This is a genomic window from Enterobacter cloacae complex sp. Mu1197, assembly GCF_040059225.1.
Classification (GTDB): Bacteria; Pseudomonadota; Gammaproteobacteria; order Enterobacterales; family Enterobacteriaceae; genus Enterobacter; species Enterobacter quasiroggenkampii.
The window spans coordinates 4,215,338-4,241,302 of sequence record NZ_CP157375.1; the positions used below are offsets into that span (position 1 = coordinate 4,215,338).

Consider the following 25,965-nt stretch of genomic DNA (forward strand, 5'->3'; position numbering starts at 1 on the left):
CGATTAACCAAACTCGCGCAGACGGTGGGCGATTTTACGGAAGAACGAGTCCTGGCTGGCATCCCGATCTTTTTCACCGGTAATCACCACCGTCGCCGTGGTACCCGCAGGCCACAGGTTGCCCTGCTGTTCGTCCAGATGGATACGGACCGGCACGCGCTGGGCCAGACGCACCCACTCGAGATTGGAATCCACCGTTGCCATCCCTTTTGCATCGTTCGAACTGCTGGAGTTGGTCACCCCTGCGGCGACGCTGTCGACGGTACCTTTAAACACGCGGTTGCTGCCCAGCGGCGTGATTTCTGCCCGGTAGCCCGGACGTACGCCTTCCAGCTTGGTCTCTTCCATATAGGCGAGTACGTAGAAGGAGTTCTGTTTCACCAGCGCCACGGCGGTTGAGCCACGGGTAATAAACTCCCCGGCATAGACGTTAAGGTTGGTCACCCAGCCATCAGACGGTGCGCGGATCACGGTACGCTCCAGATCGAGCTTCGCCAGATCGCGCGTTGCTTGTGCTTTCGCCAGCTGGTGCAGCACGGTTTGCAGCACGTTGTTGGACTGATCAATCTCTTCACGGGACATTGCCTGAACACCAAGCTGGTTACGGCGGCCAGCTTCGCGGCGTTTCTCCGCAGCCAGCGCCTGGTAATAGGCCACGTCCGCTTCCGCCTCTTCCAGTGCTTTCTGGTAACGAGGCTGGTCGATGGTGAACAGAACCTGATCTTTTTTCACCAGTTGGTTATCGTGTACGTTGACCGCCGTGATTAGACCGGCCACGTCAGGGGCGATCGCCACCACATCGGCGCTGAAGCGTGCATCACGCGTCCACGGTGATTCGGTGTAATAGACCCAGGCGCGGAAAATAGCGATGAAGGCGAGGATAACCAGCGCCATGGTGATGGCAGTGCGGGAGATTTTTCTTGTTAGCGTTTTCACATCAACCTCAGACAAACATGCGCGATATCAGGTAGAACAGGCAGCAATACAGCGCGGTATTGAACAATGCAGGGTGCCAGACGAAATCGTAGATCCCGGTAGGGACCAGCACCTTGCGCACCAGCCAGAAGATCGCCAGTGATAAAAGAAGCTCGAAAAATATCGGTGGGAAGGACAAACCGAACACCACGATAACGGGAAACAGACTCATGTTGACCTTGATTAGAGAGAGTGCAGGCTTCAGAATTTTTTAGCGCACGCCATCGCAGGAGAGCAAGAAACGCCGGGCGAGAATGGCGCAGCCGTTATGTAATAAATAATATATTAACGTAACTGTTATGCTGTTATCTATAATATGTGATCTAAATCACTTTTAAGCCAGAGTGAACAATGGAACGTTTAAAACGCATGTCAGTCTTCGCCAAAGTGGTTGAACTGGGCTCTTTTACCGCCGCTGCACGCCAGCTTCAGATGAGCGTCTCATCCATCAGCCAGACGGTGTCTAAACTGGAAGATGAGCTTCAGGTCAAGCTGCTCAACCGCAGTACCCGCAGCATTGGGCTGACGGAAGCGGGCAAAATTTACTATCAGGGCTGTCGCCGTATGCTGCTGGAAGTGCAGGATGTTCACGAACAGCTCTACGCCTTCAACAACACCCCCATCGGCACGCTGCGTATCGGGTGTTCTTCAACTATGGCACAAAATGTTCTCGCTGCCATGACGGCGGATATGCTGAAAGAGTATCCCGGGCTTACCGTTAATCTGGTGACGGGCATCCCGGCGCCGGATCTGATAGCCGACGGTCTGGACGTGGTGATCCGCGTCGGCGCGCTGCAGGATTCCAGCCTGTTCTCGCGTCGGCTGGGCAGCATGCCGATGGTCGTCTGCGCTTCGAAGAGCTATCTGGCCCAGTACGGTGTGCCGGAGAAACCCGCCGACCTCACCAACCACTCGTGGCTGGAGTACAGCGTGCGGCCCGACAATGAATTTGAGCTGATTGCCCCGGAGGGGATCTCCACCCGATTGCTGCCGGAGGGACGGTTTGTCACTAACGATCCGATGACCATTTCGCGCTGGCTGGTGGCCGGCGCCGGGATTGCCTACGTGCCGCTGATGTGGGTGATCAACGAGATCAACAGCGGCGTGCTGGAGATCCTCTTCCCGCGCTACCAGTCCGATCCGCGTCCGGTGTACGCCCTGTATACCGAAAAAGACAAGCTTCCGCTGAAAGTCCAGGTGTGTATTAACTATCTGACCGAGTATTTTGTGGACGTGGCGGAGCTGTTTCAGGGGATGCGAGGAAGAAGAAAGGAATAATCAATTTATTTCTGAACACATAGGAGCAATGAATATTCCCAGGATGAATCCCTTGTTGATTCAGGAATATTCCTTCGCCACTATCAGGAATAGAGAATTGACACTGCCGCTACCAGCCCATTACTTTATATGCAGTCTGCTCGTCAGACTGTTATTAATTTGTTGCTGATATGAATAATAAAATGTATTCCGCAGGATGACGTTAAACAAGGAAAAGAAATGAATCTATTTGAACAAACACCGTCTTCACGCAGGCGCTATGGACTCGCCGCGTTCATCGGTTTAATTGCAGGGATTGTCTCCGCGTTTGTCAAATGGGGAGCCGAAGTACCGCTTCCGCCACGCAGCCCCTCCGACTTATTCACCGGCGCATGTGGACCCGAGCAATTAATAAGAGCCGTAAGCCAGATTGACTGTTCCCGCAATTTTTTAAACCCTCCCTATGTATTTTTACGCGACTGGCTGGGCGTTGTTGATCCTAACGCGGCAGTTTATACATTTGCCGGACATATATTTAACTGGGTCGGCGTGACGCATATTATTTTCTCAATCGTCTTCGCTGTTGGCTATTGTGTCGTGGCTGAAGTCTTCCCGAAAATTAAACTCTGGCAGGGTTTGCTGGCGGGTGCGTTAGCTCAGCTCTTTGTGCATATGATCTCCTTCCCGCTGATGGGGCTGACGCCGCCGCTGTTTGAGCTGCCGTGGTATGAACACGTTTCAGAGATCGTAGGCCATCTGGTCTGGTTCTGGTCGATCGAAATTATTCGTCGTGATTTGCGTAACCGCATCACACACGAGCCGGATCCGGAGATCCCGCTGGGTAACTTACGTTAAAAAAAAGGCGCTACATCAGTAGCGCCATTTTTTTATGCCGATTCAGGTCAGGCTGTGCCGCCTACCGTCAGGTTGTCCACTTTCAGCGTTGGCTGGCCCACGCCCACCGGCAGGCTCTGGCCCTCTTTACCGCAGACGCCCACGCCGTTATCCAGCTTCAGATCGTTACCGACCATCGAGATCTGCTGCATGGCTTCAATACCGGAGCCAATCAGCGTCGCACCTTTCACCGCTTTGGTCACTTTGCCCTTCTCAATCAGGTACGCTTCTGAGGTAGAGAAGACAAACTTACCGGAGGTGATATCCACCTGGCCGCCGCCAAAGTTAGGCGCAAAGATACCGTAATCAACGGACTCGATAATCTCCTGCGGCGTGGATTTGCCCGGCAGCATATACGTGTTGGTCATGCGCGGCATCGGCAGGTGCGCGTAAGATTCGCGACGTCCGTTGCCCGTCGGCGCAACGCCCATCAGGCGCGCGTTTAGTTTGTCCTGCATGTAGCCTTTCAGCACGCCGTTTTCAATCAGCACATTGTACTGACCTGGCGTACCTTCATCATCGATAGCCACCGAGCCACGACGGTCAAGCATGGTGCCGTCATCCACCACGGTGCACAGCTCAGAGGAGACAAGTTGCCCGATCTGACCGCTGAACACGGACGTCCCGCGACGGTTAAAATCGCCTTCCAGACCGTGGCCCACCGCCTCGTGTAATAGCACGCCCGGCCAGCCGGCACCCAGCACAACCGGGAATGACCCCGCCGGTGCCGCGACGGCATTCAGATTCACCAGCGCCATACGCACGGCTTCTTTTGCCCACGCGTCAGCGCGCGCTTCACCGTCAACGTCGCCCAGGAACCAGTCATAGCCAAAACGACCGCCGCCGCCGCTTGAGCCGCGCTCGCGTTTGCCGTCCTCATCGACCTGAACGCTGATGGAGAGGCGCACCAGCGGACGGACATCAGCCGCCAGGGTGCCGTCGGTTGCCGCCACCAGAATCAGTTCATACACACCGCTCAGGCTGGCAGAAACTTCCTGCACGCGTTTATCCGCCGCGCGGGCGACTTTGTCCACGCGACGCAGGATATCCAGCTTCTCTTCACGACTCATGCTCTGCAGCGGATCGATGCTGGTATAGAGCGCAGAGTGCTGCACTTCTCCCAGCGTTTTCACACGTCCATCACCGGTATCACGCACAATGGTGCGCGCCGCCTGCGCGCTCTGCTCAAGTGCGGCGAGGCTAATCTGATCCGCATAGGCAAAACCGGTTTTCTCGCCGCTGACGGCGCGGACGCCGACGCCCTGGTCAATGTTGTAAGAGCCATCTTTGATGATGCTGTCTTCTAAAACCCAGGATTCGTGATAGCTCGACTGGAAATAAAGATCGCCGTAGTCGAGACGGCGTTCGGTCAGTTGACCAAGAATGGAGAACAGGTCCTGATGGCTCAGGCCGTTCGCTGCGAGCAAATGTTCACTTACCAGGTTCAGACTCATCGTATTGCTACTCGTTCGTTGCCGCCCGTGGCGGTATAAAGATCGTATTTATTGAGAGTGAGGCAATTACCTGCCCACGTCAAATCATTGCTGTGCATCTTTGCGCGGCTGGCGCAGCACCTCGTTAATCTGCGGTTTATCGATCGGACCGGTAATGCGGTAGCGCAGAATGGAGACCTTGCTCCACAGCGGCCCCAGCACTTTGCTGGCGGCAAACACCGCCGCACCGACAATCGGGTTCACTACAAAGGCCGCCGCAACGCCCACGCTCGCGGAAATTTCCGGTGCCACCACGGCTTCCATATCCAGCTCGCGGCGCACGAGGTTGACGGAGCCTTTCATGGCAATGTCCGCTTCCAGGCCATCCACCAGCGTATCGTCCGTATGCAGAACGCCGTCCTTGATCCACGCCGTACTGCGGATGGAATCGTAGTAGAACCCTTCGCTGAAGGTATCGCTGAAATCGAAGCGCAGCTTGCGCAGCAGCGCATCAAAGCTGAGGAGGCGCAGGATCTGCCCGGCGCGCCCCGTGCTCACGTCGGCGATCTCACCTTTGCCGAAGTGGGTTTTCAGAATGCCGTTCAGCGAGGCCTCATCCGGCTTCCACGGTGCGTCGCGCCAGTGAAGATCGTAATTAACGTCAAATGATGAACCGCGCAGCGGCGTGCTGATGCCAAAGAAATTGGCTGCTGCATCCAGTTTGTTGCCTTTAATGTCGCCCTTGAGGGACGTCCGCTGCTCGCCCGGATTATTCACCCATTCCCCGCCCGCCGTCATGCGGCCGAAGCCGGTATCAACCAGGCCGCCCGAGAGCGTAAGCGTGTTTCCCTGGATGGCAAAATCACCGTCGATGCGGCCATATTTTTGCCCCCACAGCCAACACTCTGCACAGCGCAGTTGGAGATCGGGCCAGCCGCTAAAATCGACGCGGGAGATTTGACTCAGCGGCGACGTCGCAGCCGGTTTGTCTTTCCCGCTCGCGGCGCTTGCCGGGTTGTAGTAGAGGTAGCGGATCGCCGCCTGCCACGGCGCGTGATTGCGCATGGTCAGCGTACCGTTGATCTCTCTGCCCTGGGCTTCCACCTTCGTACCGTTAGCGCCAGGCTGTGAAACAATGCTCAGGTTGTTCCACTGCTGCCCGCCGAGCATTAGCGACGGCGTGCGTACGGTAATGGTTTGCGGGAACTGGGCGGTTTCATCGACGTTTTGCCCAACGCCTTTCTGGAACAGCGCCAGCCACTCTGCACCGTCCATCGGCGGAAGATTCAGCTCAATGCCCGCCTGCTCCGGCAGCGGTGGCGTGGAGCGGCTATCCGTCGTCCAGATGGCTTTGTCGAGGGTGAGCTTGCGGTTAAGCAACCAGCGGCTGTTGAAGTGGTTCGTCCCGCCCGCGCTGCCGGTCAGCGCGAAGCTGTTCAGGTTGCCATCCACGTTCAGCTTCACCGGCAGCGGCTGTCCGGCCTGTTTATCCAGCGGCGCAGGCAGCTGGCTGTGAAGGTTTTTCAGATCGCCCGTGATGTCGACCTTGTACTGGGCACCCGCGTGATAAGGCAGGTCTATTGCCACTTTACCTTTCCAGGCGACCGCGCCCTCCACGGACGCCTCAATCGGTTTCGGCAGGACGTCCATTCGCGCTGGCTGCCAGTTGCCGTCCAGATTGACGGCCACCTGATACGCCTTTTCACCCTCTGTGGTCGTGAAGTCGATATTCACGGGCTGATTAAACCAACTGGCGGTAAGCGGCTCGCTCTTCAGGTTACCGTTCTCAAAGCTGAATTGCCCGCTGAGATTTTTCAGGGTGCTCTCAAGGGGTTTGATGTACAGACTGTTATTCTTCAGACGGACGTCGCCTTTCGCGGTGGTCATCTCACCGTCCAGCGGGATATCAAGATGTAAGCGAGCATTCACATCGCCATCAAGCTGGAGCTGCTGAAGCGTCGCGGCCAGCGACTCTTTCAGAGGGGTCTCCTCAAAGTACGGTCCCACCGCCTTGCCGGGACCGTTGATGTCGGCATCAATCAGCAGCTTCTCTTTTGAGTAGTCCGGAATGTTGGCCGTCAGGTTGCTGGCCGTCACGCCGCCCAGCGCCACGCTGTCGGACTTCATCCACAGGCCGTCATTAAGGAAGTTAAGTTCGATATCCAGGTTTTTCAGCGCGGGCCAGCCCGGCTGGAACGCGAAAGTGGCGTCATGCAGCGGCACCAGAACCTGGAACTGACCTTCATTATGTTTGTACGGGAACAGATGGGGATTACCGCCGTAAACCAGCGTGGCATTATCCGCCTGACCGCCCTGAATCGCACCACTCAGATAGTCTACCAGCGCTTTCCCCATCAGGTTTTCCGGGAAATAGCGCCAGGCCTGGGAGCCATCATCGGTACTGATCCCGGCCAGAATCCCCAGCCACGGCTCATCCCCTTCAGGCTGCAAATAGCGGAAATCGCCGCGCGCATGCACCGCTTTCGCTTTGACGTCGATATGCCGGCCATCGAGCTGGAAACCCTTGTCGTTACGGAGCCAGTTAAGCACTGCGTTGCCCTGTTCGATTTCCAGCGGCGCGCGGAAGACCGTCTCGTAAGGCATTTTGGCGTCGTGCATATCAACCGTCAGCCTGCCGTTCTCCACGCTGCCTTCCAGCTTGCCGCTAAAGTGCTCCGCACCCGGCAGCAGCTTCCACTGCTTCCAGGCAAGATCTTTCCATGTCGCCTGGAAACGGGTTTTTTCCGTCGCCTGAAGCGGAATATCCAGCGCCAGAGAATCAATCTTTCCGCTCGGCTGCGTAGCCAGCCAGATCTCGCCCAGGTCAGGAGAGAGCTTTGCCGCCATCGAGCGCAGCCCTTCAATAGCGGCCAAATCCAGGTTACTGGCACGGATACGCAGCTCGTCGCTGCGTTTACTGGCCGTGCCGCCAACGTCCTGCTCCGGCATCCAGGCCAGCGTCAGCGCACCGCGCGGCCACGGCTTGCCGTCCATCGTGATGCGCGTATCGGGAATGGCAAACTGCCAGCCCTCTTTCTCCTGCGTCACGTGCGCGGTGAGGTTATCGACGGAAAGCTGATGCTGCTGGTTTTCACCTTTCCAGCTCGCGCCTCCCTGCTTGAGCCAGATATCGCCGCTGGCAAATTCGCCTTTCGTCAGGGTCAACCAGCCTTCAAGACTGAAGCGGGCCGTTTCCAGCTGCATATTTTGCTGGAGCCAGTCGCCCAGCCACGGCTTGACGTCCACATCGTCGGCCTGCAGCCAGACTTTGCCGTTATTTAACAGGCCGTCATCGTCGCGCAGATCCATGCGCACCTGCATCACGCCGTGCTGGCCGTTCAGGCTTGAGAGATTGACCTGCCCCTCGGCGCGGTGCCGATCCTTACCGTTGAGCCAGGTCAGCTGCGGGATCGCCAGCTCGGCGCGCTGGCCGGAAAGGGTAATAAAGCTCACTTCGCTGTCGCGCAGATCGAAATGATCGAACTGGCGGAGGAAAAGATCGCTGAAGCGGTTGGCTTCAAGACCCTGACCGCTATCGCCGCCAGACAGCGGCGTATTGGTCAGGAACTGGAGCTGATAAAAGGTGAGATCGCGAAACTGCCAGCGCAGATGCAGCAGGCTTTGCCAGACGTCCAGCGCCAGGGTCACGCGTTTGATTTTCAGGTAGCCGCCATCTTTCAGGCTGGCGTTGATATCCCGGACATCGAGCGTCGGGCCAAAATTCTGCCAGTTAGCGCTGACCTGGCTGACGTTCACCGGCACGCCGGTAGTGGATTCGATTTTCGCCAGCAGCTGCGGACGCCAGCTGTCCAGATGCGGTAAAACGAGGCGTAGCCCGCTCACGAGCAACGCGACAATCACGACCAGCGTTGCCCCTGTAAGCAATAAAATCCCCGGCAATCGCCTCACGCATCTCTCCTTGTCAGCATTCGTCACGCAGCGTACTGCGCTTACATCATCACGACGTCAAACTGCTCCTGGTTATAGAGCGGTTCAATTTGTACTTTTACCTGTTTGCCGACAAAGATTTCCACTTCCGCCAGCGCGTGTGACTCTTCGCCTTTCAGCGCTTCAGCCACCGCAGGGGAAGCATAGACCAGAAAACGGTCGGAGTCGTAGGCATGATGCACACGCACAATTTCACGCATGATCTCGTAGCAGACGGTCTCAACCGTCTTTACCGTTCCGCGTCCATGGCAGGTTGGGCATTCATTACACAGCACATGCTCCACGCTCTCGCGGGTACGCTTACGCGTCATTTCCACCAGCCCCAGCTGTGAGAAGCCGTTGATGCTGGTTTTCACACGATCTTTACTCAGGGCCTGCTCAAGCGAGTGCAGCACGCGGCGACGATGGTCTTCATTACTCATATCGATGAAGTCGATGATGATAATGCCGCCCAGATTGCGCAGACGAAGCTGGCGCGCAATCGCCTGCGTGGCTTCGATGTTGGTGTTGAAAATGGTGTCATCGAGATTGCGATGGCCGACGAACGCACCGGTGTTGATATCGACGGTGGTCATCGCTTCGGTCTGATCGATGATCAGATAGCCACCGGACTTCAGTTCAACCTTACGCTCCAGGGCACGCTGGATCTCGTTTTCGACATCATAGAGATCGAAGATCGGCTGACGCCCGGTGTAGTGCTCCAGCAGGCCTGGCATCTCCGGGATATATTCGGCGGTAAACTCCAGCAGCGCTTCATACGTCAGGCGAGAATCCACGCGGATGCGGTCGAGCTGTGCGTCGGCAAAGTCACGCAAAACGCGCTGCGCCAGCGCCAGCTCACCATAGAGCTGATAGCGGGTCTGGTTGCGTTTTTTACGCTCCATCACTTTTGTCCAGACGCGCTTCAGATAAGCCGCATCCGACGCCAGGTCCTCCTCGCTGATCCCCTCTGCGGCGGTACGGATGATAAATCCGCCCTGTTCATCGCAGTAGGCGCTGACCACTTTTTTCAGACGCTCGCGCTCGCTTTCGCTCTCAATACGCTGTGAGACGCCCACGTGCGACGCGCCGGGCATAAAGACCAGATAGCGGGAAGGTAGGGTGATATCGGTGGTCAGACGGGCGCCTTTGGTGCCGAGGGGATCTTTCACCACCTGCACCATCAGATCCTGTCCCTGACGCACCAGTTCAGAAATATCGCGCACGGCAAACTGCTTTTGCTCTTCGCCCGCGACGCACTCGGTGTGCGGCATGATATCGGAGGCATGTAAAAATGCCGCCTTATCGAGTCCAATATCTACAAAAGCCGCCTGCATACCCGGTAGTACACGACTGACACGACCTTTGTAGATATTGCCTACTATTCCGCGCCGCGCTTCACGCTCAATATGAATTTCCTGAAGAATGCCACCATCAATATAGGCCACACGGGTTTCCGATGGCGTTACGTTTACCAACAATTCAGCCGTCATAATTATCCCTTCCCTCACGCAGTGAGTTAAAATTGCTCAGCAACTCATACGTTTCCACCAGCGGTAAGCCGACTACGGCGTGATAGCTGCCATGAATCTTCCTGACAAAACAGCCACCCAGCCCCTGAATACCGTATGCACCTGCTTTATCCATCGGTTCACCGCTGGCAATATAAGCGGCGATGTCGTCGTCGGTAAGTACTCTGAAGGTCACTTCCGTCACCACCAGGCAGTCCAGCACGTGCTGGCGATCGGCCAGCGCGACGGCCGTCATCACCTGATGCGTTTGTCCGGACAGCTTGCGCAGCATGCGCGCTGCATGATCGGCGTCGTGCGGTTTCTCCAGCACTTCACCGTTCAGGATAACGATGGTATCTGCCCCCAGCACAGGGAGATCGCGTGACACACTGGCCACGCCCGCCTGCGCTTTCTCCCGCGCCAGACGTGACACGTACTGTTGAGCACTTTCACCCTCAGCACGTTTTTCTTCAATGCCGGTCACGATGCGTTCAAAAGAGACCCCTAGCTGCGTCAGGAGTTCCTGACGGCGCGGGGAGCCGGAAGCGAGATACAAAGACGTCATAGAAACCTTTTATTGCACAGCAAACTGCTGGCGAACCTTACGCATCAGCAGGAACAGCCATGGCCAGAGCACACCGTTTACTACACTACTCCAGAACACTTCCGGTCGGAAAGAGACGTTGATCACTAAAAACTCTGCCCAGAAAACAACGATATCCGCAGCGAGCGACAACAACATCACAACCAGGGCCTGTTGCCAGAGCGCAAGGTTACGGAAGAGCTGGAATTTGAGTGCGACGAGGTACGCAATAATGCTCATGGACAAGGCGCGTACGCCAAGCGTTGAGCCGCTAATGAGATCCAGTATGGCACCCATCACAAAACCTGTGCCGACATTTACGCGATGCGGCAGGGCAAGGATCCAGTAGAGCAAAATGAGCAATACCCAGTTTGGCCGGAAAACGAGAATGTCATCCGGCCATGGCATCACTTGCAGCAACAGTGCAATAAGAAACGAGAGCCAGATGACCCAGCGTCCCTGGCTACGATAGCTTGCCACTACTGCCCTCCCGAAGAGAGTTTAGGCGGTGGCGGCGCATCCGGCAGCGGCTGCGTTAACCCGGTTGCCGGCGCCGGGACTGGCGCAGGCGGCCCCATGGAATCCGCAGGCGGGAGAACCTGCGGCATCATCTGCATCAGACGTTCATTTGCCACACGATGCACCTCTTCAGGCGTCATCGGGTTAGCCCCGTTACGATCGGCGCCCCACAGTAGCAGCAGATAGCGCAGACGCTGCAAACCGGCGGTTGGACGCGCCTGAATCACGGTATAGGCACGCTGCGTATCCAGCTTCACCGAAGAGACCACCGCAACCGGATAGCCTTCAGGGAAGCGGCCACCCAGACCGGAGGTCACCAGCACGTCGCCCACGCGGATATCCGTGTTGGCTGGCAGGTGTTCCAGCTGCAGGTCATCCGTACAGCCGTTCCCGGCCGCAATCACGCGGATGTCGTTGCGCAGCACCTGGATCGGCAGCGCATGCGTGGCATCACAAATCAGCAGCACGCGGCTGGTCAGTTTGGCCACGGCAACCACCTGGCCCACGACGCCTTTATCACTGATAACAGGCTGACCTTCATACACCCCGTTCACGCTCCCTTTGTCGATCACAACCTGATCGCTGTAAGGGTCGTTCACGGTGGAGATCACCTGAGTGACCATTTTCTGCTCATCCTGACGCAGCGGCGAGCCGAGCAGTTCACGCAGACGCGCATTTTCCTGCTTGTATTGCCCCAGCATCAGCAGTTCGCTGTTTTTCAGCAACAGTTCCTGACGTAATGCCCGGTTTTCGAGTTCGAGTTGGTCACGTGAAGACAGCGTTTGAGAAACGGAGTCGAGCAGTTCACGGGGACCATTGGATATAAAGTAGAAAGGACTGACGGCGGTATCCATGTACGTTCGGATCTGGCTGAACGTACCGAGGCGGCTATCGGCAATAATGACCCCAAGCGCAACCAGAACCGCCAGAATGAGGCGAAACTGTAGCGATGGGCCACGGCTAAAAATTGGCTTCATAGGCTATGCGTATTCTCGCGTCAGAGAGAAAGGGTAGCAAATTGCTACCCTCTCAAACTCGACTACTCTTCGCTGAACAAATCGCCGCCGTGCATGTCGATCATTTCCAGCGCCTTGCCACCACCACGGGCGACGCAAGTCAGTGGATCTTCTGCAACTACGACAGGAATACCTGTCTCTTCCATTAACAGGCGGTCGAGGTTACGCAGCAGCGCACCACCACCGGTCAGAACCATACCGCGCTCGGAGATATCGGATGCCAGCTCTGGTGGGCACTGTTCCAGCGCGACCATTACCGCGCTCACGATACCCGTCAGTGGTTCCTGCAGTGCTTCCAGAATTTCGTTGGAGTTCAGGGTGAAACCGCGTGGCACACCTTCAGCCAGGTTACGGCCACGCACTTCGATCTCACGCACTTCATCGCCCGGATACGCAGAGCCGATTTCGTGTTTGATACGCTCTGCGGTGGCTTCACCGATCAGAGAGCCGTAGTTACGGCGTACATAATTAATGATGGCTTCGTCGAAGCGGTCACCACCGATACGTACGGAAGAGGAGTACACCACGCCGTTCAGAGAGATAACGGCCACTTCAGTGGTACCACCACCGATATCCACCACCATGGAACCGGTCGCTTCAGACACAGGCAGACCTGCACCGATTGCCGCCGCCATTGGCTCTTCAATCAGGAACACTTCACGCGCACCAGCACCCTGGGCAGATTCACGAATTGCGCGACGCTCGACCTGGGTTGCGCCAACCGGCACACACACCAGAACACGCGGGCTTGGACGCATGAAGCTGTTGCTGTGAACCTGCTTGATGAAGTGCTGAAGCATTTTTTCAGTCACGAAGAAGTCGGCGATAACGCCGTCTTTCATTGGGCGAATAGCGGCGATGTTGCCAGGGGTACGACCCAGCATCTGCTTCGCGTCATGACCCACAGCGGCCACGCTTTTCGGCGAGCCTGCACGATCCTGACGAATGGCCACAACGGAAGGCTCATTCAATACGATGCCTTGTCCTTTTACATAAATAAGGGTATTCGCAGTACCCAGGTCAATGGACAGGTCATTGGAAAACATGCCACGAAATTTTTTCAACATACTAAGGGATAATCCTGAAAGCTGGGGCGGAAAACAAAATCCGCTTACTTTACCAACCACACGCAGCAGCGACAAGGCGCAAAAATCATCTGCAACGGTGAAAATTTGTGCAGTACGTTTCCTGATGTTACAAAATCATCCCCTGACTCCCTCAGGGCTGAGTAAACAGTAGCGTTCCCCACTGACGTTTGTAACCCGTTAAGGTCGTTCACTGGCTTTTTGCTCGACATACTCAAAGCTACAGGCGCGATATTCTACGTGAAAACAGCGTAAACGGCAGGTCAAACAGAGTATCTTTGCAAATATTTTTTCACGTTGGTGTCAAGCGGTTGAGAGGCAGCAAAAAAATCCCCCTGACCACCCATGACACCGCGCTCTGTTAACATCTGCCATTCCCCTCTGGAGCGCACGCCCGTAGCAAATACTTGTGTTCGCGTTCCCTTGCATGCTTCTACCAGACTCTGTACCAGCAGCTGGTTTTCCGTACGCTTCTCAATATTCCTTACCAGCCCTGGATGTAGCTTTAATAACTCCACATCCAGCGCCTTAATCCAGTCGGTACTAACCAGCGTTAAACCTGCCTGCGTCACCGCGACACGCGCACCGAGCGCATTGATCAAACGTACCACCGGACGTAACCGGCTGATGTGTTGACCTACATCGGCCTCAGCAAGTTCAAAAATAATGTGTTTGCGTTGCGATTTTTCGCATTGCATTAATGTATCACGAAGCCAGCGCTGAAAACGTGGGCGTATTAATGACTCAACGGTAACCTGTAATGCCAGGCTTTCTTCCGGCCAGAAAGATAAAAACGGAATTAACCGGGTAATTTGCTGGCGGTCATACTCTTCGGACAGACCAAATTGCAGGACCATCGGCAGATATTCCGCCGAGATAACCTCTTCCGTACCGTCAAAAATACGACACATCAGTTCACGGTGGTGAACGTTGCCGTTTTTCATGACCGCGGGTTTTTGATAAATCCGCGGTCCGCCGCGGCTAAGCATTTGCTCAATCAAAGTTCGCCAGCGCACGTTACCGCGCCCTTTTTCCGGCAGGGAGTCATCATAAACCGCCCATCCGTTCGCGCCCTGCAACACGGCGTTGCGGGTGGCCGCTTCCGCATGTTCCATCACCTGTTCTGTCGATTGCCCCCCACGCCAGGCGCAGATCCCCATGTGGACCATATCGTCCCTGTCGAGCATTTTGCTCTGCGGCAGCGCATCCACCGCCTTCAGCAGCTGGCTGGCGATGCTTTCCGACTCTTTCAGCGTTCGGTGCGGCAGCAACACGGCAAAGTCGCTGCGGTGATAGCGGGCCAGCAGCGCACCCGGGTAGCGCATAATAAAGGTGGAGAGCAGGTTGATCAGCGTAAAGAGATTTTCTTCCGCGGCCCGCTGTCCCCAGGTATCGCGCAGGAGATCAAAGTCAGGCAGGCGAATCATCATCACCACCCCGTGCGTCCCCACTTTTTCCGAATCGTCGAGCAGCGTGGCGAGCTGATTATCAAAGAAGAGGCGGTTGTTCAGGCCAGTTTTATTATCCTGGGCGGCGTAGGAGCGGATCAGCGAATCCATACGGCTGCGCTGGTCGCTGGCAAACTGGATTTCCGAGAGCAGCGTATCCAGCGCGCTGCTGGCGCGTGACGGCCATTCGTGGACGGAACCACGCACCTGTGGGCCGCGCTCACCGTTAAGGATCCGCACGGAGCGCATCTCCAGCAGCTCCTGTCCGGAGAGCTGGCGGCGCAGCCAGCGGACCGCGAGAAAGATCAGCAGGACGATAAACGCCACCGCCACGGTGAGCGGCGCGGTGGTCATCATGGAACGGAAATAGCTGGCCATCGGATCGAGGTAGACCATGTGGATGGTCATCCCCGGATTTTTCAGGGAATGCACCGTCACTTCCCGGTACTGGCTCACCACGCCCGCAGGCCGATAACCTCCCGGCCGTTCATGGCTTAACACACGATGCTTTCCCTGCTGAATGTCGATTTGAACAATATCAACAGGTACCATCAACTCATCGAGCTCACGGGTGAGCGCCGGTAGCGGCGTCGTCAGCAGACGCGTATCAATCACCGACGCGACGGACTGCACCCGGTTGACCAGTTTGTCCTGAATGGCGTTGTAAAAGCTCAGAGAGCAGCCCAGAAGGGTGACAAAAATGGTAAGCCCCGTCAGCAAAGTGATAAAAGCTGAGAACTTCGTCGTTAATCGCATCCTTGAGATTACTCCGTGGGTTGATGGGGTAGCGAGTAAGCGCTAACTTGCATTTCGAATGCGGCATACTACCAAATCGGGTGTATCTGGCAATTTATTGCGTTAAATCGGCACTGCGTTTCCCTGAGCGAGTATAGTCTTCAGAAATTATTTTCCAATCATATGAGTCGAGAGGACCCCGTATGCAGGCTTTGATCTTAGAACAGCAGGACGGCAAAACGCTTGCCTCAGTGCAGGCGGTAGAAGAGAGTCGCCTGCCGGAAGGCGAAGTAACCGTCGACATCGACTGGTCCAGTTTAAATTATAAAGATGCGCTGGCGATTACCGGTAAGGGTAAAATCATCCGAAATTTCCCTATGGTGCCAGGTATTGATTTTGCGGGCCGGGTTCATACCAGCGAGGATCCGCGCTTCCACCCGGGCCAGCAGGTGCTGCTCACCGGCTGGGGCGTAGGTGAAAATCACTGGGGCGGGCTGGCCACGCAGGCGCGCGTGAAGGGCGACTGGCTGGTACCGATGCCGAAAGGCATGGATGGCCGCAAAGCGATGATCGTCGGCACGGCAGGCTTTACCGCGATGCTGTGCGTGATGGCGCTGGAAGAGGCGGGTATCCGCCCTGAATCGGGCGAAATTGTCGTCACCGGTGCCAGCGGGGGCGTGGGGAGCACGGCAGTGACGCTACTGCACAAACTGGGCTATCAGGTCGCGGCGGTTTCCGGTCGTGAAAGCACCCACGATTACCTGCGCCAGCTCGGTGCAAACCGCATTCTCAGCCGTGACGAATTCGCTGAAACCCGTCCGCTGGAAAAACAGGTCTGGGCAGGCGCGGTAGATACCGTCGGTGATAAGGTGCTGGCAAAAGTCCTGGCGCAGATGAACTACGGCGGCTGCGTGGCTGCCTGCGGACTGGCGGGCGGATTTGCCCTGCCCACCACCGTGATGCCATTTATTTTGCGTAACGTCCGCCTGCAGGGTGTGGATTCCGTGATGACCCCAGCGGCTCGCCGTGCGCAGGCATGGGAACGTCTGGTACGCGATCTGCCGGAATCCTTCTACACCCGGAGCGCCACGGAGATTACGCTCAGCCAGGCACCGGACTATGCCAGCAAGATCATGGATAACCAGTTCCACGGTCGCGCGCTGGTGAAAATCGCCTAATCTTCAAATTTTCGTGACATATTCGCGCGAATCCCTCTCCTCCGTCATGCTTAGGAAAACGCATGACGGAGGATGCCATGAAAAACCGAAAACTGACGGAAGCCGACGTAACGTCTGAGTCTGTCTTTATGTTACAGCGCCGCCAGATCCTGAAAATGCTTGGCATCAGCGCCACCGCGCTCTCGCTCTCGCCGGCAGCACACGCCGACCTGCTCGACTGGTTTAAAGGCAACGATCGGCCGAAGGCCCCTTCCGGCGCCCCGCTCACCTTTACGAAACCCGCCCAATGGCAGAACAAACTCGCGCTTACGCCAGAAGATAAAGTCACCGGCTACAACAACTTCTACGAATTTGGTCTCGACAAGGCCGATCCTGCCGCCAACGCCGGTAGCCTCAAAACCGATCCGTGGACGCTGAAGATTGAGGGCGAAGTGGCGAAACCTCTGACGCTGGATCATCACGATCTGACCACCCGTTTCCCGCTCGAAGAGCGTATCTACCGTATGCGCTGTGTGGAGGCCTGGTCGATGGTGGTGCCCTGGATTGGCTTCCCGCTGCATAAATTACTGGCGATGGTTGAGCCCACCAGCAACGCAAAATATGTCGCCTTCCAGACGCGCTATGCGCCGGACGAGATGCCTGGACAAAAAGACCGGTTTATTGGCGGCGGGCTTGAGTATCCGTATGTGGAAGGGTTACGCCTCGATGAGGCGATGCACCCGCTTACCCTGCTGACTGTCGGCGTGTACGGCAAGGCGCTTCCGCCGCAGAACGGTGCCCCCATTCGTTTAACCGTACCGTGGAAATACGGTTTCAAAGGAATTAAGTCCATCGTCAGCATTAAGCTCACCCGCGAGCGCCCGCCAACCACCTGGAATCTGGCGGCCCCGGACGAATACGGGTTCTTCGCCAACGTGAACCCGCATGTGGATCACCCGCGCTGGTCGCAGGCGACCGAGCGGTTTATCGGTTCCGGCGGTGCGCTGGACGTGAAGCGTCAGCCCACGCTGCTGTTTAACGGTTATGCGGATGAAGTGGCCTCGCTGTACCGTGGCCTCAATTTACGGGAGAACTTCTGAGTGCGTTTAACGGCAAAACAGATTACCTGGCTGAAAGTGCTCCTGCATCTGGCCGGGCTGCTTCCTTTTATATGGCTGTTCTGGGCCGCCAGCCAGGGGCTCTTTAGCGCCGATCCGGCCAAGGATATCCAGCATTTTACCGGTCGGATGGCTCTGAAATTTTTGCTGGCCACCTTGCTCGTCTCGCCGCTGGCGCGCTACGCTAAACAGCCACTATTGATACGCACCCGTCGGTTGTTAGGGCTATGGTGTTTTACCTGGGCGACGCTGCATCTCACCAGCTATGCCCTGCTGGAGTTGGGAATTAACAATCTGGCACTGCTTGGCCGCGAACTGGTGACACGCCCTTATCTGACGCTGGGTATTGTGAGCTGGGTGATTTTACTGGCGTTAGCGCTGACCTCCACACAATATGCACAGCGAAAACTGGGCAGGCGCTGGCAGCTGCTGCACAACGTCGTCTATCTTGTCGCGATCCTCGCCCCTATTCATTACCTGTGGTCGGTGAAGATCCTCTCCCCGCAGCCGGTCCTGTACGCACTGGCCTCCGTGGCGCTTTTAGCATGGCGTTACAAGAAGTTCCGCCAGTGGTTGCGATAGTGCGCGAAACTGTGCGTTTTCCCGCATATTCCCCGTCAACCGCAAATCTTTTTCGGATAGCGGTTGATAATCTTCCCTGATAAGACCAGTATTTAGCTGCTAAATGCTACGAAATCGTTATAATGTGCGACCTTGGTTCGCCTGACAGCGGTTTTAAGCCTCTGAAAAGGTGACATTTGCGTTTCGAAGGTATATTTTGTTTTTTACCCGAAAATCGCAGGAGATAGCGGCATAATGACTGATAAGTTCCATATCTTAGTTTTGAACGGACCGAACCTGAACATGCTCGGAACCCGTGAGCCAGAGAAGTACGGCACGCTGACATTGAGTGAAATTGTTAACCGTCTGGGAACGGAAGCAGCGTCACTGAATGTGGATTTGGATCATTTTCAGTCGAATGCGGAGTACGCAATCATCGACCGTATTCATCAGGCTAAAGACAATGTGGACTATATCCTGATCAATCCGGCCGCGTTTACGCACACCAGTGTTGCTATCCGCGACGCACTGCTCGCGGTGAGTATCCCGTTTATCGAGATCCACCTGAGTAACGTGCACGCCCGAGAGCCGTTCCGCCACCATTCGTATCTGTCAGATATCGCTGCTGGCGTTATCTGTGGACTGGGCGCAGACGGCTATTCATACGCTTTACAGACAGCGGTAAAACGCTTGTCACAATCACACTAAACAAGAGTACGGAACCCACTCATGGATATTCGTAAGATTAAAAAACTGATCGAGCTGGTTGAAGAATCAGGCATCTCCGAACTGGAAATTTCTGAAGGCGAAGAGTCTGTACGCATCAGCCGTGCAGCCCCAGCCGCTAGCTTCCCGGTAATGCAGCAGGCTTATGCTGCGCCAGTGCAGCAGCCTGCGCTCTCCGCAGCCGTTGCGCCAGCAGCAACTGAAGCCGCACCTGCCGCTGCAGCAGAAATCAGTGGTCACATCGTACGTTCCCCAATGGTTGGTACTTTCTACCGCACCCCGAGCCCGGACGCGAAGGCGTTCATCGAAGTGGGTCAGAAAGTCAACGTAGGCGATACCCTGTGCATCGTTGAAGCGATGAAAATGATGAACCAGATCGAAGCAGACAAATCAGGTACTGTGAAAGCGATTCTGGTCGAAAGTGGTCAGCCGGTTGAATTTGACGAGCCGCTGGTCGTCATCGAGTAACGAGGCGAACATGCTGGATAAAATTGTTATCGCCAACCGCGGCGAGATTGCTCTGCGTATTCTTCGTGCCTGTAAAGAACTGGGCATCAAGACCGTCGCGGTGCACTCAAGCGCGGATCGCGATTTAAAACACGTATTGCTGGCGGATGAGACGGTCTGTATTGGCCCGGCTCCGTCCGTAAAAAGCTATCTGAACATCCCGGCTATCATCAGCGCCGCTGAAATCACCGGCGCGGTGGCAATTCATCCGGGTTACGGCTTCCTCTCTGAGAACGCCAACTTTGCTGAGCAGGTTGAACGCTCTGGCTTCATCTTCATCGGTCCGAAAGCCGACACCATCCGCCTGATGGGCGACAAAGTGTCTGCAATCACCGCGATGAAAAAAGCCGGTGTGCCAACCGTACCAGGCTCTGACGGCCCTCTGACCGACGACATGGATGCTAACCGTGCTCATGCTAAACGCATTGGCTACCCGGTTATCATCAAGGCGTCCGGCGGCGGCGGCGGTCGCGGTATGCGCGTTGTGCGTAGCGATGCCGACCTGGCGCAGTCCATCTCCATGACCAAAGCTGAAGCGAAAGCCGCTTTCAGCAATGACATGGTATACATGGAAAAATACCTGGAAAACCCACGCCACATCGAAATTCAGGTGCTGGCTGACGGTCAGGGTAACGCGATCTATCTGGCAGAACGTGACTGCTCCATGCAGCGTCGTCACCAGAAAGTGGTCGAAGAAGCGCCAGCACCGGGTATTACCCCGGAACTGCGTCGCTACATCGGCGAGCGTTGCGCCAAAGCGTGTGTCGATATCGGCTATCGCGGGGCGGGTACCTTTGAGTTCCTGTTCGAAAACGGCGAGTTCTATTTCATCGAAATGAACACCCGTATTCAGGTTGAACACCCGGTTACCGAAATGATCACCGGCGTTGACCTGATCAAAGAACAGCTGCGTATCGCTGCAGGCCAGCCGCTCTCCATCAAGCAGGAAGAAGTTGTGGTGAAAGGCCATGCGATCGAGTGTCGTATCAACGCCGAAGACCCGAACACCTTCCTGCCAAGCCCGGGTAAAATCACGCGTTTCCACGCGCCGGGTGGTTTTGGTGTGCGTTGGGAGTCTCATATCTACGCCGGTTACACCGTACCGCCGTACTATGACTCAATGATCGGCAAGCTCATCTGCTACGGCGAAAACCGTGACGTGGCAATTGCCCGCATGAAGAACGCCCTGCAGGAGCTGATCATCGACGGTATCAAAACCAACGTTGATCTGCAGATGCGTATCATGAGCGACGAGCACTTCCAGAATGGTGGAACCAACATCCACTATCTCGAGAAGAAACTCGGTCTTAACGAGAAGTAAGACTGCGCGCGCACGAAAAGGCCGGATTATCCGGCCTTTTTTATTTCTGGGGCCTGGAAAGCCTCATCATGTACAATCCCCGCTTTCTTCATCCACAAGGGACAAAAAATGGACAAACGTTTTGTTCAGGCCCATAAAGAAGCGCGCTGGGCGCTGTGGCTGACCCTTCTCTATCTCGCCGCATGGTTAGTAACTGCTTACTTACCGAATTCAGCCTCCGGTATCACCGGCCTGCCGCACTGGTTTGAAATGGCGTGTCTGCTGGTACCGTTGATTTTCATTTTGCTCAGCTGGCTGATGGTGCGCTTTATCTTCCGCGATTTCCCGCTGGAGGATCGTGATGCAAACTGAAATCATCACCGTACTGGTTGTCTACTTGATCGTGGTATTTGGCCTCTCTTTCTATGCCATGCGCAAACGCAGTACCGGATCGTTCCTGAGCGAATATTTCCTCGGCAGCCGTTCGATGGGCGGGTTTGTGCTGGCAATGACGTTGACCGCCACGTACGTGAGCGCCAGTTCGTTCATTGGCGGGCCGGGCGCGGCGTATAAATACGGGCTGGGCTGGGTACTGCTGGCCATGATCCAGGTGCCCACGATCTGGCTGTCACTGGGTATTCTGGGCAAAAAATTTGCCATACTCGCTCGCCGCTATAACGCCATTACGCTAAACGATATGCTGCAGGCGCGTTATCAGAGCCGCGCGGTGGTCTGGATTGCCAGTATCAGCCTGATTGTCGCCTTCGTCGGCGCCATTGCCGTTCAGTTTATTGGCGGCGCGCGCCTGCTGGAAACGGCAGCGGGTATTAAGTACGAGACCGGGCTGCTCATCTTCGGGATCACGATTGCGCTGTACACCGCGTTTGGCGGCTTCCGCGCCAGTGTGCTGAACGACACCATGCAGGGCATGGTGATGCTGATAGGCACCCTTGTGCTGCTGGTCGGCGTCATCTACGCGGCCGGTGGATTACACAATGCGGTGCAAACGCTGGAGCAGATCGATCCTAAACTGGTCAGCCCTCATGGTGCTGATGATATCCTGACGCCCGCGTTTATGACCTCCTTCTGGGTGCTGGTCTGCTTCGGGGTTATCGGTCTGCCGCACACCGCCGTGCGCTGTATCTCCTATAAAGACAGCAAAGCCGTTCATCGGGGAATTGTGATTGGTACCGTCGTTGTCGCGCTACTGATGCTGGGTATGCATCTGGCGGGCGCGCTGGGGCGGGCCGTATTACCTCACCTGACCGTGCCGGATCAGGTGATCCCTACGCTGATGGTGCAGGTTCTGCCCCCGTGGGCCGCAGGTTTGTTCCTTGCTGCACCAATGGCGGCCATCATGTCTAACGTTAACGCGCACCTGCTGCAGGCTTCCGCCACTATCATCAAAGATCTGTGGCTTAGCGCGCGTCCGGCTAAAATGCATAATGAGCAAAAGCTGAAACGCATCTCGACCTGGACCACGCTGGTGCTCGGCATTCTGATGATGTTAGCCGCATGGCGCCCGCCGGAGATGATCATCTGGCTGAACTTGCTGGCGTTTGGTGGGCTTGAAGCGGTATTCCTGTGGCCGCTGGTGTTAGGGCTCTACTGGGAGCGTGCAAACGCGGCGGGCGCGCTGAGCGGCATGATTGTCGGCGGTGTGCTGTACGCCGTCCTCGCAACGTTTAAAATTCAGTACCTGGGCTTCCATCCGATTGTGCCTTCGTTACTGCTAAGTTTACTGGCGTTTGTGGTGGGGAACCGTTTTGGTCAGCCCGTCCCACAGCCCGCTATGATTTCTACTGATAAATAAAGAGTTTTGCCATGCCGTGGATCCAACTAAAACTGAACACAACCGGCGCTAACGCCGAGGAACTGAGCGATGCGCTGATGGAGGCCGGCTCGGTCTCTATCACCTTCCAGGACACGCATGACACGCCGGTCTTTGAGCCTCTGCCGGGCGAAACACGCCTGTGGGGCGATACCGACGTTATCGGCCTGTTTGATGCTGAAACCGACATGAAAGAGGTCGTCGCGATTCTGGAAAACCACCCTCTGCTGGGCGCTGGGTTTGCGCACAAAATCGAACAGCTGGAAGACAAAGACTGGGAACGCGAGTGGATGGATAACTTCCACCCGATGCAGTTCGGCAAGCGTCTGTGGATCTGCCCGAGCTGGCGCGAGGTTCCTGATGAAAACGCGGTTAACGTCATGCTCGATCCGGGTCTGGCGTTTGGTACCGGCACCCATCCCACGACGTCCCTGTGCCTGCAGTGGCTGGATGGTCTCGATCTGGACGGTAAGACGGTGATCGACTTCGGCTGTGGATCCGGGATCCTCGCGATTGCCGCCCTGAAACTGGGTGCGGCTAAAGCCATCGGGATCGATATCGATCCGCAGGCCATTCAGGCCAGCCGCGACAACGCCGAGCGTAACGGCGTTTCCGATCGTCTGGAGCTGTATCTGCCGGATGCGCAGCCAGAAGCCATGAAAGCCGACGTGGTGGTCGCAAACATTCTGGCAGGCCCACTGCGTGAGCTGGCCTCGTTAATCAGCGTGCTGCCCGTTGAGGGCGGTCTGCTGGGGCTTTCGGGTATCCTGGCAAGCCAGGCGGACAGCGTGTGCGACGCCTACGCCGATCTTTTCGCTCTCGACCCGGTGGTGGAGAAAGAAGAGTGGTGTCGTATTACCGGTCGTAAAAAATAAGCATTTGGCGTGGTCATCTGACCACGCCTTTCTCCCACTGATAATCCTCTCTCCCTCTGCCATTCTTCGGTAAAATAACCACACAAATCATGCTGATTTGTATTATAAAAATTCACCGGAAGAATATGATGAAACACATTACAGGCAAGGCAGCGCTGCTGGCGCTGAGCATGGTTTCGGCTTCAGCATTTGCGTCACACTGGAGCTACGAAGGGGAAGGTTCACCGGAACACTGGGGCGAACTGGACGAGGCCTACAAGACCTGTCAAAGCGGGATGAACCAGTCTCCGATCAATATTGATTCAACCGCTAATGCCCATCTCCCCCCGCTTAAAGCGCACTACATTGATGGCCCTGTGGGGCTGACAAACAATGGCCATACCATCCAGGCCAGCGAAAAGGCAGATACCCGCAACACGATCACCCTGGACAAGCAAACCTGGACGCTACAGCAGTTCCACTTCCATGCGCCGAGCGAAAACACCGTGCACGGCAAAAAGTACGCGATGGAGATGCATCTGGTTCATAAAAACAGCGCGGGTGAGCTGGCCGTGGTGGCCGTCATGTTTGATAAAGGTGCTGCAAATCCGGAGCTGGAAAAGCTGTGGAGCGTGATGCCGCAGCAGGCTGAACAGAACGTAAGCCTTGAGAAGGATCTCAACCTGAACAAACTGCTGCCAAAGGTGAAAACCTACTGGCGCTTTAGTGGCTCGTTGACCACGCCACCGTGTTCTGAAGGGGTTACCTGGATCGTGCTCAAACAGCCATTAACCGTCTCAGCAGAACAGCTTGAGAAATTTACTCATACCATGCATCACGATAATAACCGTCCGGTACAGTCTCTGCATGGGCGTGTTGTGGTCGAATAACGCCCATCCAGAGGCTTGAGATCATGTTCTAAAATGCGACGCAGATCGCAAAGAAGAGGGAAAATCTGCTGCTAAAAACAGCAGATTATCCCGCTGAGGTAAGCCGTTTATTCAGAAATGATGAGAAGTTACGGGAAATTGTAAGCGCCCATAAAATAGCCATTCCCACATAACATAATGATTTAAATAGTGAATAATTCTTAACGGAAAGATTGAGCGGCGATTCCTTGATCTACAACAGTGGATTGTTCAAAGTTTGGCCTTTCATCTCGTGCAAAAAATGCGTAATATACGCCGCCTTGCAGTCACAGTATGGTCATTTCTTAACTCATGCGCATCGGACACCACCAGCTTAGAAATCGCCTGATCGCAGCCCCTATGGCAGGTATTACCGACCGGCCGTTCAGGACGCTGTGCTATGAGATGGGAGCCGGTTTAACCGTATCCGAGATGATGTCGTCTAACCCGCAGGTTTGGGAAAGCGATAAATCCCGCCTTCGGATGGTGCACATTGATGAACCGGGTATTCGCACCGTGCAAATTGCCGGAAGCGTGCCTGAAGAGATGGCAGATGCCGCGCGTATCAACGTGGAAAGTGGTGCCCAGATTATTGATATCAATATGGGGTGCCCGGCCAAAAAAGTGAATCGCAAGCTTGCAGGTTCAGCCCTTCTGCAATACCCCGACCAGGTGAAAGCTATCCTGACGGCGGTTGTCAGCGCAGTGGACGTTCCTGTTACGTTAAAGATTCGCACGGGTTGGTCGCCGGAACACCGTAACTGTGTAGAGATTGCCCAACTGGCCGAAGACTGTGGCATTCAGGCCCTGACCATTCATGGACGCACGCGCGCCTGTTTGTTCAACGGTGAAGCTGAATACGACAGCATTCGGGCAGTTAAGCAGAAAGTTTCCATTCCGATTATCGCGAATGGCGACATAACTGACCCGCTTAAAGCCAGAGCTGTGCTCGACTATACGGGAGCTGATGCTCTGATGATAGGACGTGCCGCTCAGGGAAGACCCTGGATCTTTCGGGAAATCCAGCATTATCTGGACACTGGAGAGCTGCTTGCTCCACTGCCTCTGGCAGAGGTTAAGCGCTTGCTTTGTTCGCATGTTCGGGAACTGCATGACCACTACGGTCAGGCGAAAGGGTACCGAATTGCGCGTAAACACGTTTCCTGGTATCTCCAGGAGCACGCTCCAGATGACCAGTTTCGGCGCACATTCAACGCCATAGAGGATGCCAGCGAACAGCTGGAGGCGTTGGAGGCATACTTCGAAAATCTTGCGTAATGAAATAAAGAGCTGACAGAACTATGTTCGAACAACGCGTAAATTCTGACGTACTGACCGTTTCTACCGTTAACTCTCAGGACCAGGTAACTCAAAAGCCCCTGCGTGACTCGGTTAAACAGGCACTGAAGAACTATTTTGCTCAACTGAACGGTCAGGATGTTAATGACCTGTATGAGCTGGTACTGGCTGAAGTTGAACAGCCACTGTTGGACATGGTGATGCAATACACCCGCGGTAACCAAACCCGCGCTGCGCTGATGATGGGTATCAACCGTGGTACTCTGCGTAAGAAACTGAAAAAATACGGCATGAACTGATACTAATCAGTTAAATGCTTGT

The 25,965-nt window shown here is 55.6% G+C and carries 24 protein-coding genes; 14 read left to right on the forward strand and 10 right to left on the reverse strand.

The window, feature by feature from the left end; translation table 11 throughout:
* Positions 1–3 precede the first annotated feature (3 nt).
* Positions 4–936, reverse strand: a complete 933-nt coding sequence (aaeA, locus tag ABFV38_RS19820; RefSeq protein ID WP_023309394.1) for a p-hydroxybenzoic acid efflux pump subunit AaeA — start codon at positions 934–936, stop codon at positions 4–6.
* 7 nt (positions 937–943) lie between these two features.
* Complete coding sequence (gene aaeX, locus ABFV38_RS19825) at positions 944–1,147, reverse strand: p-hydroxybenzoic acid efflux pump operon protein AaeX (RefSeq protein ID WP_003860416.1); 204 nt, start codon at positions 1,145–1,147, stop codon at positions 944–946.
* A gap of 179 nt (positions 1,148–1,326) precedes the next feature.
* On the opposite strand from aaeX, the gene aaeR reads away from it, so the two are divergent.
* Both aaeR and ABFV38_RS19835 read left to right on the forward strand, forming a co-directional pair.
* On the forward strand, positions 1,327–2,253 hold the full coding sequence (aaeR, locus tag ABFV38_RS19830; RefSeq protein WP_023309395.1) for an HTH-type transcriptional activator AaeR: 927 nt from the start codon (positions 1,327–1,329) through the stop codon (positions 2,251–2,253).
* Positions 2,254–2,472: 219 nt separating this feature from the next.
* Complete coding sequence (locus ABFV38_RS19835; protein ID WP_348957884.1) at positions 2,473–3,087, forward strand: YagU family protein; 615 nt, start codon at positions 2,473–2,475, stop codon at positions 3,085–3,087.
* A 47-nt stretch (positions 3,088–3,134) separates the two neighbouring features.
* Here ABFV38_RS19835 and tldD read toward each other — a convergent pair whose 3' ends face one another.
* The 8 genes from tldD to csrD all read right to left on the reverse strand — a co-directional run bounded on the left by tldD (position 3,135) and on the right by csrD (position 15,404).
* Positions 3,135–4,580, reverse strand: coding sequence for a metalloprotease TldD (gene tldD / locus ABFV38_RS19840; protein ID WP_045910133.1), 1,446 nt, complete (start codon positions 4,578–4,580; stop codon positions 3,135–3,137).
* 84 nt (positions 4,581–4,664) lie between these two features.
* Positions 4,665–8,468, reverse strand: coding sequence for an AsmA2 domain-containing protein YhdP (gene yhdP / locus ABFV38_RS19845; RefSeq protein WP_235403196.1), 3,804 nt, complete (start codon positions 8,466–8,468; stop codon positions 4,665–4,667).
* A 41-nt stretch (positions 8,469–8,509) separates the two neighbouring features.
* A complete protein-coding gene (gene rng, locus ABFV38_RS19850) occupies positions 8,510–9,979 on the reverse strand; it encodes a ribonuclease G (RefSeq protein WP_008502847.1) in 1,470 nt (489 codons plus the stop codon).
* The gene (locus ABFV38_RS19855; protein ID WP_348957886.1) at positions 9,969–10,562 is read right to left on the reverse strand and encodes a nucleoside triphosphate pyrophosphatase; all 594 of its coding nucleotides are present in this window, start codon (positions 10,560–10,562) and stop codon (positions 9,969–9,971) included. Before ABFV38_RS19855 ends, rng begins: the two co-directional genes overlap by 11 nt.
* Before the next feature lie 9 nt (positions 10,563–10,571).
* Positions 10,572–11,060, reverse strand: coding sequence for a rod shape-determining protein MreD (gene mreD, locus ABFV38_RS19860; RefSeq protein WP_023309399.1), 489 nt, complete (start codon positions 11,058–11,060; stop codon positions 10,572–10,574).
* Entirely contained in the window at positions 11,060–12,076 is a 1,017-nt protein-coding gene (gene mreC / locus ABFV38_RS19865; RefSeq protein WP_032650442.1) for a rod shape-determining protein MreC, read from the reverse strand. The genes mreD and mreC overlap by 1 nt, the downstream gene beginning before the upstream one ends.
* A 62-nt stretch (positions 12,077–12,138) precedes the next feature.
* Entirely contained in the window at positions 12,139–13,182 is a 1,044-nt protein-coding gene (gene mreB / locus ABFV38_RS19870; RefSeq protein WP_000913396.1) for a rod shape-determining protein MreB, read from the reverse strand.
* 281 nt (positions 13,183–13,463) lie between these two features.
* On the reverse strand, positions 13,464–15,404 hold the full coding sequence (gene csrD, locus ABFV38_RS19875; protein ID WP_063622563.1) for an RNase E specificity factor CsrD: 1,941 nt from the start codon (positions 15,402–15,404) through the stop codon (positions 13,464–13,466).
* Positions 15,405–15,586: 182 nt separating this feature from the next.
* Here csrD and ABFV38_RS19880 point away from each other — a divergent pair, with 182 nt between their 5' ends.
* The 12 genes from ABFV38_RS19880 to fis all read left to right on the forward strand — a co-directional run bounded on the left by ABFV38_RS19880 (position 15,587) and on the right by fis (position 25,943).
* The gene (locus tag ABFV38_RS19880) at positions 15,587–16,561 is read left to right on the forward strand and encodes an MDR family oxidoreductase (RefSeq protein ID WP_047071260.1); all 975 of its coding nucleotides are present in this window, start codon (positions 15,587–15,589) and stop codon (positions 16,559–16,561) included.
* A gap of 77 nt (positions 16,562–16,638) precedes the next feature.
* Complete coding sequence (gene msrP, locus ABFV38_RS19885) at positions 16,639–17,640, forward strand: protein-methionine-sulfoxide reductase catalytic subunit MsrP (RefSeq protein WP_048028796.1); 1,002 nt, start codon at positions 16,639–16,641, stop codon at positions 17,638–17,640.
* Positions 17,641–18,240, forward strand: coding sequence for a protein-methionine-sulfoxide reductase heme-binding subunit MsrQ (gene msrQ / locus ABFV38_RS19890; protein WP_348957890.1), 600 nt, complete (start codon positions 17,641–17,643; stop codon positions 18,238–18,240).
* A 234-nt stretch (positions 18,241–18,474) separates the two neighbouring features.
* Positions 18,475–18,927 carry a type II 3-dehydroquinate dehydratase gene (gene aroQ / locus ABFV38_RS19895; RefSeq protein ID WP_024906320.1) on the forward strand — a complete coding sequence of 151 codons (453 nt, stop codon included), beginning with the start codon at positions 18,475–18,477 and terminating at the stop codon, positions 18,925–18,927.
* Positions 18,928–18,948: 21 nt separating this feature from the next.
* Positions 18,949–19,413: an acetyl-CoA carboxylase biotin carboxyl carrier protein gene (gene accB, locus ABFV38_RS19900; RefSeq protein WP_013098992.1), complete on the forward strand. Its 465-nt coding sequence runs from the start codon at positions 18,949–18,951 to the stop codon at positions 19,411–19,413.
* A gap of 10 nt (positions 19,414–19,423) precedes the next feature.
* Entirely contained in the window at positions 19,424–20,773 is a 1,350-nt protein-coding gene (gene accC, locus ABFV38_RS19905) for an acetyl-CoA carboxylase biotin carboxylase subunit (RefSeq protein ID WP_024906319.1), read from the forward strand.
* Between the two features lie 108 nt (positions 20,774–20,881).
* On the forward strand, positions 20,882–21,124 hold the full coding sequence (locus tag ABFV38_RS19910) for a YhdT family protein (RefSeq protein WP_048028794.1): 243 nt from the start codon (positions 20,882–20,884) through the stop codon (positions 21,122–21,124).
* Positions 21,114–22,565 (forward strand): sodium/pantothenate symporter, encoded by a 1,452-nt coding sequence (gene panF / locus ABFV38_RS19915; RefSeq protein ID WP_032650448.1) that lies wholly within the window; start codon positions 21,114–21,116, stop codon positions 22,563–22,565. The genes ABFV38_RS19910 and panF overlap by 11 nt, the downstream gene beginning before the upstream one ends.
* Positions 22,566–22,576: 11 nt before the next feature.
* Positions 22,577–23,458, forward strand: coding sequence for a 50S ribosomal protein L11 methyltransferase (prmA, locus tag ABFV38_RS19920; RefSeq protein WP_348957894.1), 882 nt, complete (start codon positions 22,577–22,579; stop codon positions 23,456–23,458).
* A gap of 128 nt (positions 23,459–23,586) precedes the next feature.
* The gene (locus tag ABFV38_RS19925; RefSeq protein ID WP_348959437.1) at positions 23,587–24,327 is read left to right on the forward strand and encodes a carbonic anhydrase family protein; all 741 of its coding nucleotides are present in this window, start codon (positions 23,587–23,589) and stop codon (positions 24,325–24,327) included.
* A gap of 330 nt (positions 24,328–24,657) precedes the next feature.
* Positions 24,658–25,623, forward strand: a complete 966-nt coding sequence (dusB, locus tag ABFV38_RS19930; RefSeq protein ID WP_008502861.1) for a tRNA dihydrouridine synthase DusB — start codon at positions 24,658–24,660, stop codon at positions 25,621–25,623.
* Positions 25,624–25,646: 23 nt separating this feature from the next.
* A complete protein-coding gene (fis, locus tag ABFV38_RS19935; protein ID WP_000462905.1) occupies positions 25,647–25,943 on the forward strand; it encodes a DNA-binding transcriptional regulator Fis in 297 nt (98 codons plus the stop codon).
* Positions 25,944–25,965 lie beyond the last annotated feature (22 nt).